The following is a 15,893-nucleotide window of genomic DNA, read 5'->3' as shown; positions in this document are numbered from 1 at the left end:
TTCGTTAGGGAGGTGGTGTCCGCAGCGTTGAGTGCTCCGGACACCACCGGGGTTCACAGCGGTCGGGTGCCCAGGGCCAGCCACAGCCAGGCCGCCTCGCGTTCGCGGCGGTCGTCGGCCGCACGCCGCGCCAGCGCGGCTTCGGCTTCGTCGGCACTGAGTTGGGGCCGCGTGCTCCACAGGAGCAGCGCGAGCGCGACGCGCATGGCGACGCGGTCGACGAACGACGTCCGAGGCGTCCGTCCAGCCAGCTGCAACGTATCGGGCACGCCCGATGAGCGCTGCGGCGCAGTGTTGGTTCGCATGATCTTTCTCTTTCAGACAGAGATGGATGCCGCCGAGGGCGGCGGGATGCCGTGCCGCAGCACGGAGCGGGGGAGCCGTGATGGGGCACGGCGCGGAGGGGCGGCGGAGCGCGAGCAGCTGCCTCAGACGAGGCGGCGGGGAGCGATCATGCCCCGGGAGGGGCAGAGTTCTCCTACGCGGTGCGGCTCAGCCGGCTTCGTGGGCGAGGACGCTCTGGAGCATTCCAAAGGAGACGGTCCCCGCAACACGAGACGGGCGTACTGGATACGCGACCTCGGTGGTGTTGATACGAATCATCGGGGGACCTCCTTTCTCGACTTCGGATGCGAGAGCCGACGCTAGCGCGTGGCGCACATCCCGTCAAGTGACATGCCGGTAGCGTGGTGCGGTAACCGCTGACGGAGGACTGCCCATGCACCTGAAGAGCGTGACGCTCAAAGGGTTCAAGTCGTTTGCGCAGCCGACGACGTTCGCCCTGGAACCGGGGGTGACCTGCATCGTCGGGCCCAACGGATCAGGCAAGTCCAATGTCGTCGACGCGCTCGCCTGGGTGATGGGGGAGCAGGGCGCCAAGACGCTCCGCGGCGGCAAGATGGAGGACGTCATCTTCGCCGGCACCGCCACCCGCGGCCCGCTGGGACGCGCCGAGGTGCAACTGACCATCGACAACAGCGACGGTGCGCTGCCGATCGAGTACAGCGAAGTGACGATCAGTCGCACCCTGTTCCGCAACGGCGCCAGCGAGTACGCCATCAACGGTGAGAGCTGCCGGCTGCTGGACGTGCAGGAGCTGCTGAGCGATACCGGTCTGGGCCGCGAGATGCACGTGATCGTCGGCCAGGGCCGGCTGGACAGCGTGCTGCAGGCGTCGCCGGAGGAACGTCGCGGTTTCGTCGAGGAGGCCGCCGGCATCCTCAAGCACCGCAGGCGCAAGGAGAAGACCCTGCGCAAGCTCGCCGCGATGGAGGCGAACCTCACCCGGCTGTCGGACCTCGCCGGGGAGTTGCGCCGGCAGCTGAAGCCGCTGGGGCGCCAGGCCGAGATCGCCCGCGAAGCCGCCACGATCGCCGCCGTCGTCCGCGATGCCAAGGCGCGCCTTTTCGCCGACGATCTGGTGAGCCTGCGCGCGCAGCTGGCCGACCACGCGCGCAACGAGCAGGAGCGTCACTCCGAACGTCTCGTGCTCCAGGATCAGGCCGAGCAAGTGCGCGCCCGGATCGAGCGGCTGGAAGCCGAGCAGCGCTCCGAGGCGGTCGACCGCACGCGGCGCACGACCTTCGCCCTCGAGCAGGTGCAGGAACGGCTGCGCGGGCTCTACACCCTCACCGGGCAGCGGCTGTCGCTGCTCTCCGGCGACGACGCCCCGCTGTTCGAACAGACCACCGTCTCGCAGACCACCATCGACAATGCCCGTGCCGAGATCGACGAGATCGCCGCTGGACTGGGCGCCGCGCAGGACGCCGCAGCCGCGGCATCCAGGGACGTCATCCGGTCCCGGGCAGAACTGGACGCCCTCGACGCCGACATCGCGGCACAAAGCGCGCTGGTGTCCGAACACGACATGCGCCTGACCAAGCTGCGCGGTGCCGCCGACGCGGCGCACTCCGGACTATCCGCGGTGCGCGCCGCGCTGGAACGCCAGCAGAAGGCACTGGATGCCGCCCTCGCGCGCCGTGCGGAAGCGGAAGAGGCACTGGCGAGTGTCGACCCGGAGCTGGTGCCGGAGGGCACTTCCGCCGAATACGCCGCACTCTACGAGAAGGCGCAGCGCGACGCGACCGAGGCGGAATCGACCGTCGCCGGCATCCGGGAGCGGCTGCACGCCGCCGAGCGGGAACTCGAGGCGCTCACGGCACAGACCGCGGCGCTGGGCCGGGCCCTCGATGTGCGCAACGCCGCCGCCGAACTGATCGCCGGCGGTGGCGCGGGTATTCGGGGCCTGGTCGGCGACGCGGTCAAGGTGACCGCCGGCTACGAAGCGGCGATCGCCGCCGTGCTGGGGCCGCTCGCCGAAGGCGTGCTGGTCGATTCGGTGGACGAGGCGTACGCGCTGGCGCGCGTGGCGCGCGACGCCGACCTCGGCACGGTCGACATCGCCATCGCCGCCGGGGATGCCACGGCGCCCGCGACCGCGCTGCCTGGCGCGATCGCGGCGACCGCGGTCGTCACCGCGCCGCCGGGCGTGCTGGGCCTGCTGTCGTCGGTCATGATCGTCGACGATCTGGATGCCGTGCGGCAGGTTCCTCCCGGGCTGACCGTCGTCACCCGCGCGGGAGAGATCGTCACGGCACACACGGTGCGCGCCGGCAGCGGCGGTGGGCGCTCCCGCCTCGAACTCGCGGCGGAGCGCGATGCCGCCGCCGACCGGCTGACGGAGATCGTCGTCGTGGCCGACTCGCTGCGCGATGCGCTGGCAGACGCGCAGGCCCACCTCGACGGTGCCCGCCAGCGGACCAAGGCGTCGCTGGAGACGCTGCGCGCGCACGACGCGGCGTTGGCCGCACACACCGAGCAGGTCAACCGTGCCACGGTGCGCCACGAGGGCGCGATGGCCGAGTGCGAACGGCTGGAAGCAGGGCTGAGGCCGGCGCAAGCGGCCGTCGCGGACGCCGAGGCCCGCGTGCGCGCCGCCGACGAGGCGCTGGAGCGGGCGCAGCAGATGCCGCGACCCATTCTCGACGCCTCCGCCCGCGAGGGCATGCTCGCCGCTGTCGAGCGCACCCGCGACGCCGAGATGCGCGCGCGGCTGGATGTCGAGACGCTTAAGGAACGCATCCGAGCCGGCGAGCAGCAGGTCGTGCAGCTCGAGCGTCAGCGGGAGCGGGAACGCGCCGCCGCAGAGGAAGCCGCCCGCCGCGCCGTGATCCGCCGCGCCCAGCGCGCCGTCGCCGCAGACATCGCCGCGCAGCTGCCGCCGCTGCTTGACTCGGTCGATCGGTCCGTGTCTCAGGCGCGCGTGGAACTGGCCGCCGCCGAATCGGCGCGCACCGCGGTGACCGCTGAGCTGAGGGAACTGCGCGCCCAGGAGACGACGGTGCGGGAGCGGCTCGCGGGGCTCACCGAGAGCGTGCACGGGTTGGAGCTGCAGATCCACGAGAAGCGCCTGCACGTCACGAGTCTTCTCGAGCGGGTGGCATCTGAGCTCGGTCTCAACGAGCGTATTCTCGTTTCGGAATACGGTCCTGACCAGCCGGTGCCGGTCGCCGATTCGAAGGGTGGCGACACCGAGCCGCGTACCGAGCCCTACGATCGCGCGGCGCAGCGCCGGCGCCTGCAGGAGGCCGAACGCAAGCTCGGTCAGCTGGGCCGGGTGAATCCGCTCGCGCTGGAGGAGTTCTCCGCGCTCGAGCAGCGGCACGCGTTCCTCACGGAGCAGCTGAGCGACCTCACCCGCACGCGCGCCGACCTGATGACGATCATCGACGAACTCGACGAGCGCATGCAGACGATCTTCCTCGCCGCATTCGAGGACACCCGCGTCGCCTTCGGCGAGGTGTTCCCGATCCTGTTCCCCGGCGGCACCGGCAGCATCTCGCTGACCGATCCCGACAGCCCGCTCACCACCGGCATCGAGGTGATGGTGCGTCCGGCCGGAAAGAAGATCGAGCGCCTCTCGCTGCTCTCCGGCGGTGAACGCTCCCTCGCGGCGGTGGCGCTGCTGACGGCCATCTTCAAGGCCCGGCCGAGCCCGTTCTACATCCTCGACGAGGTGGAGGCCGCGCTGGACGACGCGAACCTCGGCCGACTGCTCGGAGTGTTCGAGCAACTCCGCGAGTCCAGTCAGCTGATCGTCATCACGCACCAGAAACGCACGATGGAGATCGCCGACGCCCTGTACGGCGTCTCGATGCGCCAGGACGGCGTCTCCGCCGTCGTCGGACAGCGCGTGCGCGATCGGCAGAGCGCGTAGCGCGCCTAGGCTGGAAGCATGGCGGAGAATTCCTGGTCGCTCGGCCGCGCACTGCGCGGCATGTTCGTCAAGCCCACGATCGATGAGACCACGTGGGAAGACCTTGAGACGGCGCTGTTGACGGCGGACTTCGGTCCCGACATCACCGAGCGCATCGTCGAGGAGCTTCGCGAGAAGGTGGAGCGGTTCCGCACCACCGACCCGCGCGACCTGCAGCGCATGCTGCGGGAGACCCTCGAAGAGCACTTCGCCAAGTTCGACACGACCCTGCGGCTCACGGAGCGGCCTGCGGTTGTGCTGGTGGTGGGCGTGAACGGCGTGGGCAAGACCACGACGATCGGCAAGTTCGCGAAGTTCCTGCAGCGCTACGGCCGCACCGTGGTCGTCGGTGCCGCCGACACGTTCCGCGCCGCCGCCGTCGATCAGCTGGCCACCTGGGCAGAACGCGGGGGAGCGGCGATCGTGCGTCCGCAGCAGGAAGGCCAGGACCCGGCATCCGTCGCGTTCCAGACGATCGAGTATGCCAAGCGCACCGGCACCGAGATCGTGCTCGTCGACACCGCCGGTCGCCTGCACACCAAGGGCGGTCTCATGGACGAGCTCGGCAAGATCCGCCGGGTCATCGAGAAGCAGGCGCCGATCAGCGAGGTGCTGCTGGTGCTGGATGCCACGACCGGCCAGAACGGCGTCATGCAGGCCGAGGCCTTCCTGCAGCACGCCGGTGTCACCGGGCTGGTGCTGACCAAACTGGATGGCTCCGCCAAGGGCGGATTCGTGCTGGCGGTGCAGGAGCGCACCGGGATTCCGGTAAAGCTCCTCGGCCAGGGCGAAGGCATCAATGACCTCACCGGATTCACCCCGCACGTCTTCGCCGCTTCGCTGGTGGAATGACCGGTGCGGCGCGGCGGACTACCGCCTGGGCAGTCGTACTGCTTTCATAGGACCATGGCGATCGAGCACGACTACTTCGGACTCTTGGAAACAGGTCCGGACGGATCGATCTTCTGGTCGGAGAACGTCGAGTTCGCCGACCAGATCGTCACCGTCGATCTCACGGCGCCCGACCAGGACGACGTGTCCTCCGCCGCGCTCGATGTCGCCGCGGCCATGATCTCCACGCTCGAGACGATCGACATGACCGCGCGCAACGCGATGGTCACCGAACTCGACGACCGTGCCAGCGAAGTGACCGAGTACATCCTGCAGCAGCAGGACCGGTTGGGGGACCGCATCGAGGAGTACCTCGTCGACATCTCCGGCGACGTGCACGTCGACGTGATCCGCTCGCTGCAGCTGATGAGCATGACGATCCTCGCCGACGAGCACGGTGGCAGCGACCCGTTCGCCGTCCTCGAGTACGCCCTCGACCCGGATGCCACCGACGACGTGCTGCTGGTCAATCTCGCGTCCGACGGCTCCGTGCAGTCGGTCACCAGCGCTGAGTAGGGCATTCGCCCCGCTCATACGGCCTGGGCGAACTCCGCACTCTCGCCCAGGTGCACCAGTCCGGCGGGAAGCTGCCGTCCCTTGGCGCGCATCGACTGCGCCCACAGTCGCCCCGCCCGGTACGACGAGCGCACCAGGGGACCGGCGAGCACCCCGAGGAAGCCGATCCGTTCCGCCTCCTGCTTGAACCCGATGAACTCCTGCGGCGTGACCCAGCGGGCTACCGGCAGGTGACGCGGGCTCGGCCGCAGGTACTGGGTGATCGTGATGATGTCGGTGCCGGCGGCGTGCAGGTCCTGCAGCGCCTGCACCACCTCGTGGGGTTCCTCGCCCATGCCGAGGATCAGGTTCGACTTGGTGATGAGTCCCGCCGCGCGGGCCCGGGTCAGCACGTCCAGGGAACGCTCGTACCGGAACGCCGGACGGATGCGCTTGAAGATGCGCGGCACGGTCTCGACGTTGTGCGCGAACACCTCCGGACGCGCCTCGAACACGACATCCAGCAGCTGCGGGTCGCCGTTGAAGTCGGTCGCGAGGATCTCCACCCCGGTGCCGGGGGTGCGCTCGTGGATGGCCCGCACCGTCTCGGCGTGCAGCCACGCGCTACCGTCGGGGAGGTCGTCGCGGGCGACACCGGTCACGGTGGCGTACCGCAGCTGCATGCGGGCGACGCTGTCGGCCACTCGCCGCGGCTCGTCGGTGTCGTAGGCGGCGGGCTTGCCGGTGTCGATCTGGCAGAAGTCGCAACGACGGGTGCACTGCGAGCCGCCGATCAGAAAGGTCGCCTCGCGATCCTCCCAGCACTCGTAGATGTTGGGGCAGCCAGCCTCCTGGCAGACGGTATGCAGCTGCTCGGTCTTCACCAGGGCCTGCAGCGCCTGGTACTCCGGGCCCTGCTTGGCCCGCGTCTTGATCCACTCCGGCTTGCGTTCGATGGGGGTCTGCGCGTTGCGCACCTCCACCCGCAGCAGCTTGCGCCCGCCGGTGGGCGGGGTCGCAACCGGGCCGCTCGCGCAGCCGCTCATGCCGCGACCGCCCCGTACGCGGCGGCGAAGAGCCGCTCGATCGTCGGGAGCACCTCGGGTACCCCGACGGGGGAGCCGGTGACCTCGCTGAGCGTGGTGACACCGGCATCCGTGATGCCACACGGCACGATCCCCGCGAACCCGGCGAGGGTGTTGTCGCAGTTGAGCGCGAACCCGTGCATCGTGACTCCGCGCTGCACCCGCACGCCGATGGCGGCGACCTTGTCTTCGGACAGCGGGCGGCGCACCCACACGCCGCTGCGGCCGTCCACGCGGTATCCGTCGACGCCGTGCGCGCGCAGGGCCTCGATCAGCAACGCCTCGAGGGTGCGCACGTGGGCGACGACGTCGACCGGGTGCGGCAGCCGCACGATGGGGTAGCCCACGAGCTGCCCCGGTCCGTGCCAGGTGATCTTGCCGCCGCGGTCCACATCGACGACGGGCGTGCCGTCGATGGGGCGCTCGTGCGCAGTGGTGCGGGCACCGGCGGTGTACACGCTCTCGTGCTCCAGCAGGATCAGCGTGTCGGGGCGGGTGCCGGCGACGACGTCGGCATGCACCCGGCGCTGCAGGTCCCAGCCGTCCTGATAGGGCACCGGCGTCGGGGAGTACCCCGCGTGGACGATCTCGAGCATGTCGCTCTCCTCAGCACGGCTTCTTGGATTGCGTACAACAATAGACCGTCGCCGGGCGGCGCGGGGTATCCGTACGCTGAAGTCATGAACCGGGTGGGTAGGCCCAAGGCATCGTCACAGGAGACGCTCGCCGAGGCGGCGTGCGAACTGTTCCTCGAGCGCGGCTACGACGCAACCTCGGTGGCCGACATCACCACACGCGCCGGGGTGAGCCGGTCGAGCTTCTTCAACTACTTCGCCTCGAAGGCGGACGTGCTGTGGGCGGGGCTGGACGAGCGACTGGATGCCGCGACCGCGGCGCTGCTGGCACGCACGCCGGTGCGCGACGCGCTGTGCGCGATCGGCGCCGACTTCGCACCGGACCACCTGGCACTGGCCATCACGAACATGGATGCCATGGGTCTCGCCGTCGAGCTCGACCGGGAACGGGCGATCCGCCAGCTGCGTCTGGCGCGCGCGGTCGCGGAGCGGTTGCGCCGCGACGGAGCCGCGGCACTGCGGGCCGAGGTCTCCGGCGCCGCGGGCGCGGGCGCGGTGTTCTCCGCCGTCTGGGAGTGGGCCGCCGGCGGCGCCGGCCGCGCTGCGCTGGCGCCCCTGCTGGCCGACGCCCTGGATTTCGTCCCCACGGCTCATGGTCGGGTGCGGCAGCTGCGTCTGGTGGTGCAGGCCGAGCAGTTCGACAACGCCCTCGCCTTCTACCGCGACGTGGTCGGCATGCCGCAGGCCGAGGCATACGAGGCCGACGGCGGGGCGCGCGTGGCGATCCTCGACGCGGGGCGGGCGACGCTGGAGATCGCCAACCCGGCGCAGGTGGCGTTCATCGACACGGTCGAGACCGACGGCGACGCACCGAGCGACCGGCTGCGCGTCGCGCTCGAGGTCGACGACGCCGCCGTGGCCGTCGACGCGCTGCTGGCCGCCGACGCGACCCTGGAGGCATCCGCCCGCCAGACACCCTGGCGATCGGTGAACGCACGGGTGCGCGGCCGGGCAAACCTGCAGCTGACGCTGTTCCAGGAGCTGGGCCCGGAGTGACGGCTTCGTGAGGGCGCCGCGAGGCTGCCCCGAGTCCACGTAGAATCGGGGGATCATGGCTACCTTCGGCACGCTCTCAGATCGTCTCACCGAGACCTTCCGCAACCTCCGCACCAAGGGCAAGCTCAGCTCTGCTGATGTCGACGGGACCGTGCGCGAGATCCGTCGCGCACTGCTGGACGCCGACGTCGCGCTGCCGGTCGTGAAGGAGTTCACCGCCAAGGTGCGCGAGCGCGCCCTCGGCGACGAGGTCAACCGTGCGCTGAACCCGGCACAGCAGGTGGTGCAGATCGTCAACGAGGAGCTCGTGGCGATCCTCGGCGGCCAGCAGCGTCGGCTGCAGTTCGCCAAGACCCCGCCGACGGTGATCATGCTCGCCGGCCTGCAGGGGTCGGGTAAGACCACGTTCGCCGGCAAGCTCGCCAAGATGCTCGAGAAGGACGGCCACACCCCGCTGCTGGTCGCCGCCGACCTGCAGCGCCCGAACGCCGTCAACCAGCTGCAGGTCGTCGCCCAGCAGGCCGGTGCCGCCATCTACGCCCCGGAGCCCGGCAACGGCGTGGGCGACCCGGTGCAGGTCGCCCGCGACGGTGTTGAGACCGCCCGCCGGCAGCAGCACGACGTCGTCATCATCGACACCGCCGGCCGCCTCGGCGTCGACGCGGAGCTGATGAAGCAGGCATCCGACATCCGCAAGGCGACCGACCCCGATGAAGTGCTGTTCGTCATCGACGCGATGATCGGTCAGGACGCCGTCAACACCGCCAAGGCCTTCCAGGAGGGCGTCGACTTCACCGGCGTCGTGCTGAGCAAGCTGGACGGCGACGCCCGCGGTGGTGCCGCGCTGTCCGTGGCATCCGTCACCGGCCGCCCGATCATCTACGCCTCCACCGGTGAGGGCCTCGACGACCTCGAGGCGTTCCACCCGGACCGCATGGCCAGCCGTATCCTCGACCTCGGCGACATCCTCAGCCTCATCGAGCAGGCGCAGGGCGCGTTCGATGAGGAAGAGGCGATGAAGGTCGCCGAGAAGCTGGCGACGGACAGCTTCACCCTCGAGGACTTCCTCGAGCAGATGCAGCAGCTCAAGAAGATGGGCTCGATGAAGAAGATGCTCGGCATGCTGCCGGGCATGGGCCAGATGAAGCAGCAGCTGGACAATTTCGACGAGCGGGAGCTCGACCACACCGAGGCCATCATCCGCTCGATGACGCCGGGGGAGCGCCGCAACCCGAAGGTGCTCAACGGCTCGCGGCGGCTGCGCATCGCGCGCGGTTCGGGCATGACCGTCACCGACGTGAACCAGCTCGTGCAGCGGTTCGAGCAGGCCTCCAAGATGATGAAGACCGTCGCCCGCGGCGGTGTGCCCAGCATCCCCGGCATGGGATCGATGGGCGGCAAGCCCGGTGCGTCCACCAAGCGCGGCAAGCAGCAGAAGAGCCGCGCGGTGTCGCGTTCGGGTAACCCCGCCAAGCGGGCCGCGGAGGCCGCCGGCCTGGCCGCTGCCGCGCCGACCGGTTCCGGTTTCGGCCTGGGCGGCCCGCAGCAGGCGCCGAGCGAGGCCGAGCTCGCCGAGATCCAGAAGCTCTTCGGCAAGGGCTGAGCCCGCGCCGCCGCGTCGCGGCATCCACCCTGCGTCGTGTCGCGAGCGTAGGAGATGGGGCCAGCGTAGGACGGATGCCGCCGCGGATCTCCTACCTCCGACCCATCTCCTACCCTGGCTTCGCCGCGCGCGCCGGTCACCGTCTCCTCCACAGGCCGGCGGCACTCGGATCCATCCATGGTTCGGGGGTTGCGCTGCCCGCTCACCCACGTGCCCGCGCCAGTGTGGACGGCATGGCAGCGGCATTGGTTCTCCTTGATTGGCTCACGCGCCGCGGCGGCGTCGCCCACACCGCCGAGGCCCGCGCACAGGGGTTCTCGGCCCGCACGATGGCGGATGCCGTGGCGAGCGGGGTCCGACGGGTGCGGCGCAGCTGGCTGGTGATGCCGCACGTGGAGGATGTCATCGTGCGCGCCGTCGAAGCGGGCGGCCGGGTGACGTGCCTCACGCAGGCGCGCCGGCTCGGACTGTGGGTGCCCGAGCACGACGGCATCCATGTCGCGGTCGCACCGACGGCCTCCCGACTCGGTGACGGCGTGCACGCCCACTGGGGATCCGCCCCCACGCCGGTGTCGCGGTACGCGGTCGTCGACGGCATCGTGAACACGCTGCAGCAGGTCGCGCGCTGCGTTGCCGAGGCCGACGCGCTGACGGTGTGGGAATCGGCGGTGCGCAAGATGCTGATCGACCCTGCGACGCTGGCAGCCGTGCAGTGGCGAGGCACTCGCGCCTCGGCCGTGAACGAGCTGGCATCCCTGCTGAGCGACTCGGGACTGGAGACCCTGTTCCTGGCGGGGCTGCGGGCGTTCGGCCTGCCGATCCGCCAGCAGGTGCGCATCGACGGGCACGCGGTGGACTTCCTCATCGGCGACCGGCTGGTCATCCAGCTCGACGGCTGGGAGTTCCACAGCGCCCCCGCCGACCGACGTCGCGACCTCCGGGCAGACGCGCGGCTGGTGCTGCGCGGCTACACCGTGCTGCGCTTTGACTGGATGCAGGTGCTGAGGCAGTGGGCATTCGTCGAGGAGACGGTGCTGCTGGCGGTCGCGCAGGGCAAGCACCGCGCCCCCGCGCTGTCACGAGCGTAGGAGATGGGACGAGCGTAGGACGGATGCCGCGACAGAACTCCTCCCTTCGCCACATCTCCTACGCTCGTAACGGCAGAAGCGGCGAAAGCCGAGCCGGATGCCGCGGCTCAGGCGCCCAGGCGGCTGAGATGCTCGCGCAGCGTCGGTCCCTTGCGGAACTCGCGGATCAAGTGCTGCACGACTTCCCGCAGGTCGCCGTCGGCGGCAGCGGCGACCGTCAGCTGCCGGGCGTAGCTCGCCCCGCCGGTGAGGATGGTCTCCACCTCGGCGAATTCGCGGGCGCACTTGAGTTCGACCGCGATGTCGGCCAGCTGCTCGACCGTGGTGCGCAGGTGTTCGGTGACGGGCAACTGCGTGCCGTCGCGGTCGACGATGATGCGGGCATCCAGGCCGTAGCGGGCGGCGCGCCACTTGTTCTCCCGCACGAACCACGGCTGCAGGAACGGCAGCTCCCGGCCCGCATCGAGCTCGCGGGAGAAATGCTCCACGAGCACCTGCACCAGCGCGGCCACGGCGGCCAGCTCCGGCAACGTCGACATGCCGTCGCACGCGCGCACCTCGATGGTGCCCCAGCGGGGCGCCGGGCGGACGTCCCACCGCACCTCGGTGGCATCCGCCATCACTCCGGTATGGGCCATGTCGTCGAGGTAGCTCTCGTACTCCGCGTACGTCTGCAACGGCCAGGGGAGACCGGCGGTGGGCAGCTGCTGGAACACCAGGGCGCGATTGGACGCGTACCCGGTGCTCTCGCCGGCCCAGAACGGGCTGGATGCCGACAGAGCCTGAAGATGCGGCAGGTAGGCGGCCAGGGCGTTGACGATCGGCATGACCTTGTTGACGTCGTCGACGCCGATGTGCACGTGGATGCCCCAGATCATCATGTTGCGTCCCCACCACTGGGTGCGCTCGATGAGCTTGTGGTAGCGGGTCTTGTCGGTCACCTGCTGGTCGAACCACTGCGCGAACGGGTGACTGCCGGCGCACAGCAGCTCCAGCCCCAGCGGGTCGGTCACGGTGCGCACCGCGGCGATGGCGTCGGCGATGTCGTCGACGGCGGCAGCCACGGTCTGGCCGATGCCGCTGGTGACCTCCAGGGTGTTGGTCAGCAGTTCCCCGGTCACGGTGTAGCGCTCGAGCGCCGTTGATTCGCCGAGCGCAGCGATCACTTCCGGCGCGCGGGGCACAAGATCCCCGGTGCTTCCGTCGGCGAGCATGAGCTCCCATTCGAGCCCGACGGAGGAGCGGGCGGATGTCGCGAAGGGCACCGTCATGCGCACAGTCTGGCACGCGCGCGAGCGGGTGGTTCGCGGCATGCCCCAGCATCTGGCAAAATAGAAGGCTGGACCGCGCGCTCGACCCTCTAACCGGGCTCGCGATCCACTCTCGAGCTTTTGCCGGGTGTGCACCCCACGCTCCAGGCGACGTTCATCCTTCCAACACATTCAGGAGAATTGTGGCTGTCAAGATCCGTCTCAAGCGGCTCGGCAAGATCCGTGCCCCGTACTACCGCATCGTCGTCGCCGACTCGCGCACCAAGCGCGACGGTCGTGTCATCGAGGAGATCGGCAAGTACCACCCGACCGAGGAGCCCTCGTTCATCGAGGTCAACTCCGAGCGGGCGCAGTACTGGCTGTCCGTCGGCGCGCAGCCGACCGAGCAGGTCGCCGCGCTGCTGAAGCTCACGGGTGACTGGGGCAAGCACAAGGGTGACAAGAACGCCGTCTCGACCGTGAAGACGGCCGAGCCCAAGGCACCCTTCGAGGTCGACGCCGCGAAGAAGTCCGTTGTCAAGCCGAAGGTGGAGAAGAAGGCCGACCAGGCTGCTTCCACCGAGGCTGCGTCCGACGAGGCGCCTGTCGCCTCCACCGACGCCGAGTAATCCGTTGCTGGCCGCCGCGCTCGAACACGTCGTCAAGGGGATCGTCGATCACCCCGAGGACGTGACCGTGAACACTTCCACCTCGCCTCGCGGCGACGTGCTGGAGGTGCGCGTGCACCCCGATGATCGGGGTCGCGTCATCGGGCGCGGCGGACGCACGGCAAAGGCGCTGCGCACCGTCGTGTCGGCTCTGGCCGACGGACGACGCGTGCGCGTCGATGTTGCGGACGACTGAGGTGTCGACTGCGAAAACCCCCCGCGCCCAGTTGCGCGTCGGTCGACTGGTCAAGGCGCACGGGCTCAAGGGCGCACTCAAGCTCGAGCTGTACACCGATGACCCTGATCGCCGTTTCACCACCGGTGCCGTCTTCACACTGCAGGTGCCGGAGGCTTCACCCTGGCATGGCAAGTCCATCACGGTGCGTGAGTTCCGCTGGATGAACTCGCACCCCGTCGTGTTCTTCGAAGACGTCGAAGACCGCGAAGCGGCCGAGACGCTCGTGCGCGCCATCCTGTGGATCGACCAGGACGAGGACGAGGATTCCCCGGAGTCGGATGCCTGGTACGACCACCAACTCGTCGGCCTCGACGTCGTCCGCGACGGCGACGTCGTCGGACGTGTCGTGCGGGTCGACCACCTCCCCGCGCAGGACCTGCTGATCGTCCGCCCCACCGGCGACGGCGACCGCGAGATCCTGGTGCCGTTCGTCACGGCCATCGTGCCCGACGTGGACATCGCCGCCGGACGCGTCACCGTCACCCCGCCCGCAGGGCTCTTCGAAGAGCTGGCGCCGGAACCGGATGCCGCGGCGGACGCAGCCCCCGATGACGCAGCGCCGACTGATGGCGACGCTCCCGAGGCGGACGCCGACAAGGACTGACGTGCGCATCGACGTCGTCTCGATCTTCCCGTCGTTCTTCGACGTGCTGGAAGTCTCGCTGCTGGGCAAAGCCCGCGGCGCAGGGCTCCTGGACATCCGCGTGCACGACCTGCGCACGCACACCCACGACCGTCACCGCACCGTGGACGACACCCCCTACGGCGGCGGCGCGGGCATGGTGATGAAGCCCGAGCCCTGGGGCGAGGTGCTGGACGAGATCACAGCGGATGCCGGCGACCGGCCGGTGTTCGTGTTCCCCTCGCCCGCGGGGGAGCGGTTCACTCAGGCCACCGCGCGTGAGATGTCGCAGCTGCCGCACCTGGTGTTCGGCTGCGGCCGTTACGAGGGCATCGACGAGCGGGTGTTCGACTACGCCGCGACCCTCGGCGAGGTCCGGCTGGTGAGCCTGGGCGACTACGTGCTCAACGGCGGCGAGGTCGCGGCGATGGCCATGATCGAGGCCATCGGCCGTCTCATCCCCGGCGTCGTCGGCAACCCCGCAAGCCTCGTGGAGGAATCCCACGAGGACGGCCTGCTGGAGTACCCGTCGTACACCAAGCCGTCATCCTGGCGCGGCTACGACGTGCCGCCGGTGCTGCTCAGCGGCAACCACGGCGCCGTCGACACCTGGCGCCACCAGCAGCAGCTGGAGCGCACGCGCGAGCGTCGCCCCGATCTGCTCGCCGACTGAGGTCAGTCCACCCCGAGGAACGACCGATCGGTCAGCACGATGGGGCCGTCTTCGGTGATGGCGATCGTGTGCTCGGCGTGAGCACCCCGCGAACCGTCGACGCTGCGCAGCGTCCAGCCGTCGGAGTCGGTGATCAGCTCGTCGGTGGTCTGCAGGAACCACGGCTCCAGCGCCAGCACCAGCCCCGCACGCAGCGGATAGCCGCGCGCCGGCTTGCCGTCGTTGGGCACGTGAGGGTCGCCGTGCATGACGCGGCCGACGCCGTGCCCGCCGAAGTCGGTGTTGATCGAGTACCCGTCGCCGTGGGCGACCTCGGCGATCGCGTGTGAGATGTCGCCGATCCGGTTGCCGACCACGGCCGCGCCGATCGCGGCATCCAGCGCCCGCTCGGTGGTGTCGATGAGGGCGAGGTCCTCCTCGCGCGGCGTGCCGACGACGAACGAGATGGCGGAGTCGGCGACCCAGCCGTCGACCGACACCGCGAAGTCCAGCGATACGAGGTCGCCGTCGCGCAGTGCGTAGTCGTGGGGGAGCCCGTGCAGCACGGCGTCGTTGATGGACGTGCAGATCACCTTGCCGAACGGACTGGCGCCGAATGAGGGGTGATAGTCGATGTAGCAGGACTCTGCCCCGGCCCGGCGGATCAGCTCGTGGGCGCGCTTGTCGATCGCCAGCAGATTCGTGCCGACCTTAGTCTCGTCACGCAGGGTCGCCAGTACCTCCGCAACAAAGCGGCCCGCCGGTCGCATCGCGTCGATCTCGGCGGGGGTGCGCAACTCGATCATCGGGTTCCTTTCGTCCGGCATCCATTCTCCCTGATGCCGGGGTGTGCGGGTGCGAACGGATGCCGGTGTGCGCCGGGACACGGCAGGCGTAGCATCGAAGCCATGTGGCTGCGACGCGCGTTCTATCTCTGGCTCCTGCCGGCCGCGTTCGTGCTGCCGATGTGGTTGGTCGTCGGATGGGTCATCTTCGACGGCGGCGGCTGGGCGCTGCTGTGGGTGCTGTTCCTCGCGGTGCCGGCGGTGTTCATCGCCGAACTGGTGCTGATGCTGCTGGTGCGAGCAAGAGGCACGGTGCGCGCGCAGGGCGCGGTGTCGTGGTGGGACGTGCTCGGCTTCGGCCTCTGGCACCTCTCGATCATCGCGCTGGGGTTCTTCGGACCCGCGTGGATCCCGCAGGCGCTGGGCGCCGCGGGCCTCGCGGTCGGGGTGTTCTGGCTCTCGCTGTGGCAGCTGTGGACCGAAGCGCGTCCGCGACTGACCGTGGTGCGCGCCGGCAACGGCACGGCCTTCATTCCGGCCGCGGAGCCCCGGCGCGAGCCCGACGAAGTGGCCGATGTGGTCATCATCGAGGAGAAGCGGCTGCCACCCACGGTGTAAGGCGGTTTGGTG

At 69.9% G+C, this 15,893-nt stretch carries 16 protein-coding genes; 11 read left to right on the top strand and 5 right to left on the bottom strand.

The features are described from left to right. Positions 1-53: 53 nt before the first annotated feature. Complete coding sequence (locus tag QNO11_RS08240) at positions 54-305, bottom strand: hypothetical protein (RefSeq protein ID WP_257509562.1); 252 nt, start codon at positions 303-305, stop codon at positions 54-56. Between the two features lie 413 nt (positions 306-718). On the opposite strand from QNO11_RS08240, the gene smc reads away from it, so the two are divergent. From smc to QNO11_RS08225, 3 genes are read left to right on the top strand one after another with little or no spacing between them, the layout of a single operon-like run. Then, the gene (smc, locus tag QNO11_RS08235; RefSeq protein ID WP_257509563.1) at positions 719-4,216 is read left to right on the top strand and encodes a chromosome segregation protein SMC; all 3,498 of its coding nucleotides are present in this window, start codon (positions 719-721) and stop codon (positions 4,214-4,216) included. 18 nt (positions 4,217-4,234) lie between these two features. After that, entirely contained in the window at positions 4,235-5,107 is an 873-nt protein-coding gene (gene ftsY / locus QNO11_RS08230; RefSeq protein ID WP_257509564.1) for a signal recognition particle-docking protein FtsY, read from the top strand. A gap of 54 nt (positions 5,108-5,161) precedes the next feature. Beyond that, on the top strand, positions 5,162-5,662 hold the full coding sequence (locus tag QNO11_RS08225; protein ID WP_257509565.1) for a DUF2004 domain-containing protein: 501 nt from the start codon (positions 5,162-5,164) through the stop codon (positions 5,660-5,662). 14 nt (positions 5,663-5,676) lie between these two features. Here QNO11_RS08225 and lipA read toward each other — a convergent pair whose 3' ends face one another. Both lipA and lipB read right to left on the bottom strand, forming a co-directional pair. Beyond that, complete coding sequence (lipA, locus tag QNO11_RS08220; RefSeq protein ID WP_257509566.1) at positions 5,677-6,687, bottom strand: lipoyl synthase; 1,011 nt, start codon at positions 6,685-6,687, stop codon at positions 5,677-5,679. Continuing rightward, on the bottom strand, positions 6,684-7,364 hold the full coding sequence (gene lipB / locus QNO11_RS08215) for a lipoyl(octanoyl) transferase LipB (protein ID WP_257509943.1): 681 nt from the start codon (positions 7,362-7,364) through the stop codon (positions 6,684-6,686). The genes lipA and lipB overlap by 4 nt, the downstream gene beginning before the upstream one ends. Positions 7,365-7,406: 42 nt before the next feature. Here lipB and QNO11_RS08210 point away from each other — a divergent pair, with 42 nt between their 5' ends. The 3 genes from QNO11_RS08210 (at position 7,407) to QNO11_RS08200 (ending at position 11,048) form a co-directional block, all read left to right on the top strand. Then, positions 7,407-8,357 carry a TetR/AcrR family transcriptional regulator gene (locus tag QNO11_RS08210; RefSeq protein WP_257509567.1) on the top strand — a complete coding sequence of 317 codons (951 nt, stop codon included), beginning with the start codon at positions 7,407-7,409 and terminating at the stop codon, positions 8,355-8,357. A gap of 55 nt (positions 8,358-8,412) precedes the next feature. Further along, positions 8,413-9,960 carry a signal recognition particle protein gene (gene ffh / locus QNO11_RS08205; RefSeq protein WP_257509568.1) on the top strand — a complete coding sequence of 516 codons (1,548 nt, stop codon included), beginning with the start codon at positions 8,413-8,415 and terminating at the stop codon, positions 9,958-9,960. 233 nt (positions 9,961-10,193) lie between these two features. Further along, on the top strand, positions 10,194-11,048 hold the full coding sequence (locus QNO11_RS08200; protein ID WP_257509569.1) for an endonuclease domain-containing protein: 855 nt from the start codon (positions 10,194-10,196) through the stop codon (positions 11,046-11,048). A gap of 107 nt (positions 11,049-11,155) precedes the next feature. On the opposite strand, the gene QNO11_RS08195 is transcribed toward QNO11_RS08200, so the two are convergent. Next, a complete protein-coding gene (locus tag QNO11_RS08195) occupies positions 11,156-12,319 on the bottom strand; it encodes a glutamate--cysteine ligase (protein WP_257509570.1) in 1,164 nt (387 codons plus the stop codon). Positions 12,320-12,501: 182 nt separating this feature from the next. Between QNO11_RS08195 and rpsP the strand changes: the two genes are divergently transcribed. From rpsP to trmD, 4 genes are read left to right on the top strand one after another with little or no spacing between them, the layout of a single operon-like run. Further along, positions 12,502-12,927, top strand: coding sequence for a 30S ribosomal protein S16 (gene rpsP, locus QNO11_RS08190; RefSeq protein ID WP_257509571.1), 426 nt, complete (start codon positions 12,502-12,504; stop codon positions 12,925-12,927). 4 nt (positions 12,928-12,931) lie between these two features. Then, positions 12,932-13,162: an RNA-binding protein gene (locus QNO11_RS08185; protein WP_257509572.1), complete on the top strand. Its 231-nt coding sequence runs from the start codon at positions 12,932-12,934 to the stop codon at positions 13,160-13,162. Beyond that, positions 13,146-13,808 carry a ribosome maturation factor RimM gene (rimM, locus tag QNO11_RS08180; protein ID WP_257509573.1) on the top strand — a complete coding sequence of 221 codons (663 nt, stop codon included), beginning with the start codon at positions 13,146-13,148 and terminating at the stop codon, positions 13,806-13,808. Before QNO11_RS08185 ends, rimM begins: the two co-directional genes overlap by 17 nt. 1 nt (position 13,809) lies before the next feature. After that, positions 13,810-14,499, top strand: a complete 690-nt coding sequence (gene trmD, locus QNO11_RS08175) for a tRNA (guanosine(37)-N1)-methyltransferase TrmD (RefSeq protein ID WP_257509574.1) — start codon at positions 13,810-13,812, stop codon at positions 14,497-14,499. Between the two features lie 2 nt (positions 14,500-14,501). Here the strand turns inward: trmD and map are convergent, their stop codons facing one another. Continuing rightward, positions 14,502-15,284 (bottom strand): type I methionyl aminopeptidase, encoded by a 783-nt coding sequence (gene map, locus QNO11_RS08170; protein ID WP_257509944.1) that lies wholly within the window; start codon positions 15,282-15,284, stop codon positions 14,502-14,504. Positions 15,285-15,386: 102 nt separating this feature from the next. On the opposite strand from map, the gene QNO11_RS08165 reads away from it, so the two are divergent. Next, positions 15,387-15,881, top strand: coding sequence for an MFS transporter permease (locus QNO11_RS08165; RefSeq protein ID WP_257509575.1), 495 nt, complete (start codon positions 15,387-15,389; stop codon positions 15,879-15,881). Positions 15,882-15,893 lie beyond the last annotated feature (12 nt).

The organism is Microbacterium sp. zg-B96 (assembly GCF_030246865.1).
Lineage (GTDB): Bacteria > Actinomycetota > Actinomycetes > Actinomycetales > Microbacteriaceae > Microbacterium.
This window is presented reverse-complemented; position numbering and strand designations above follow the sequence as displayed.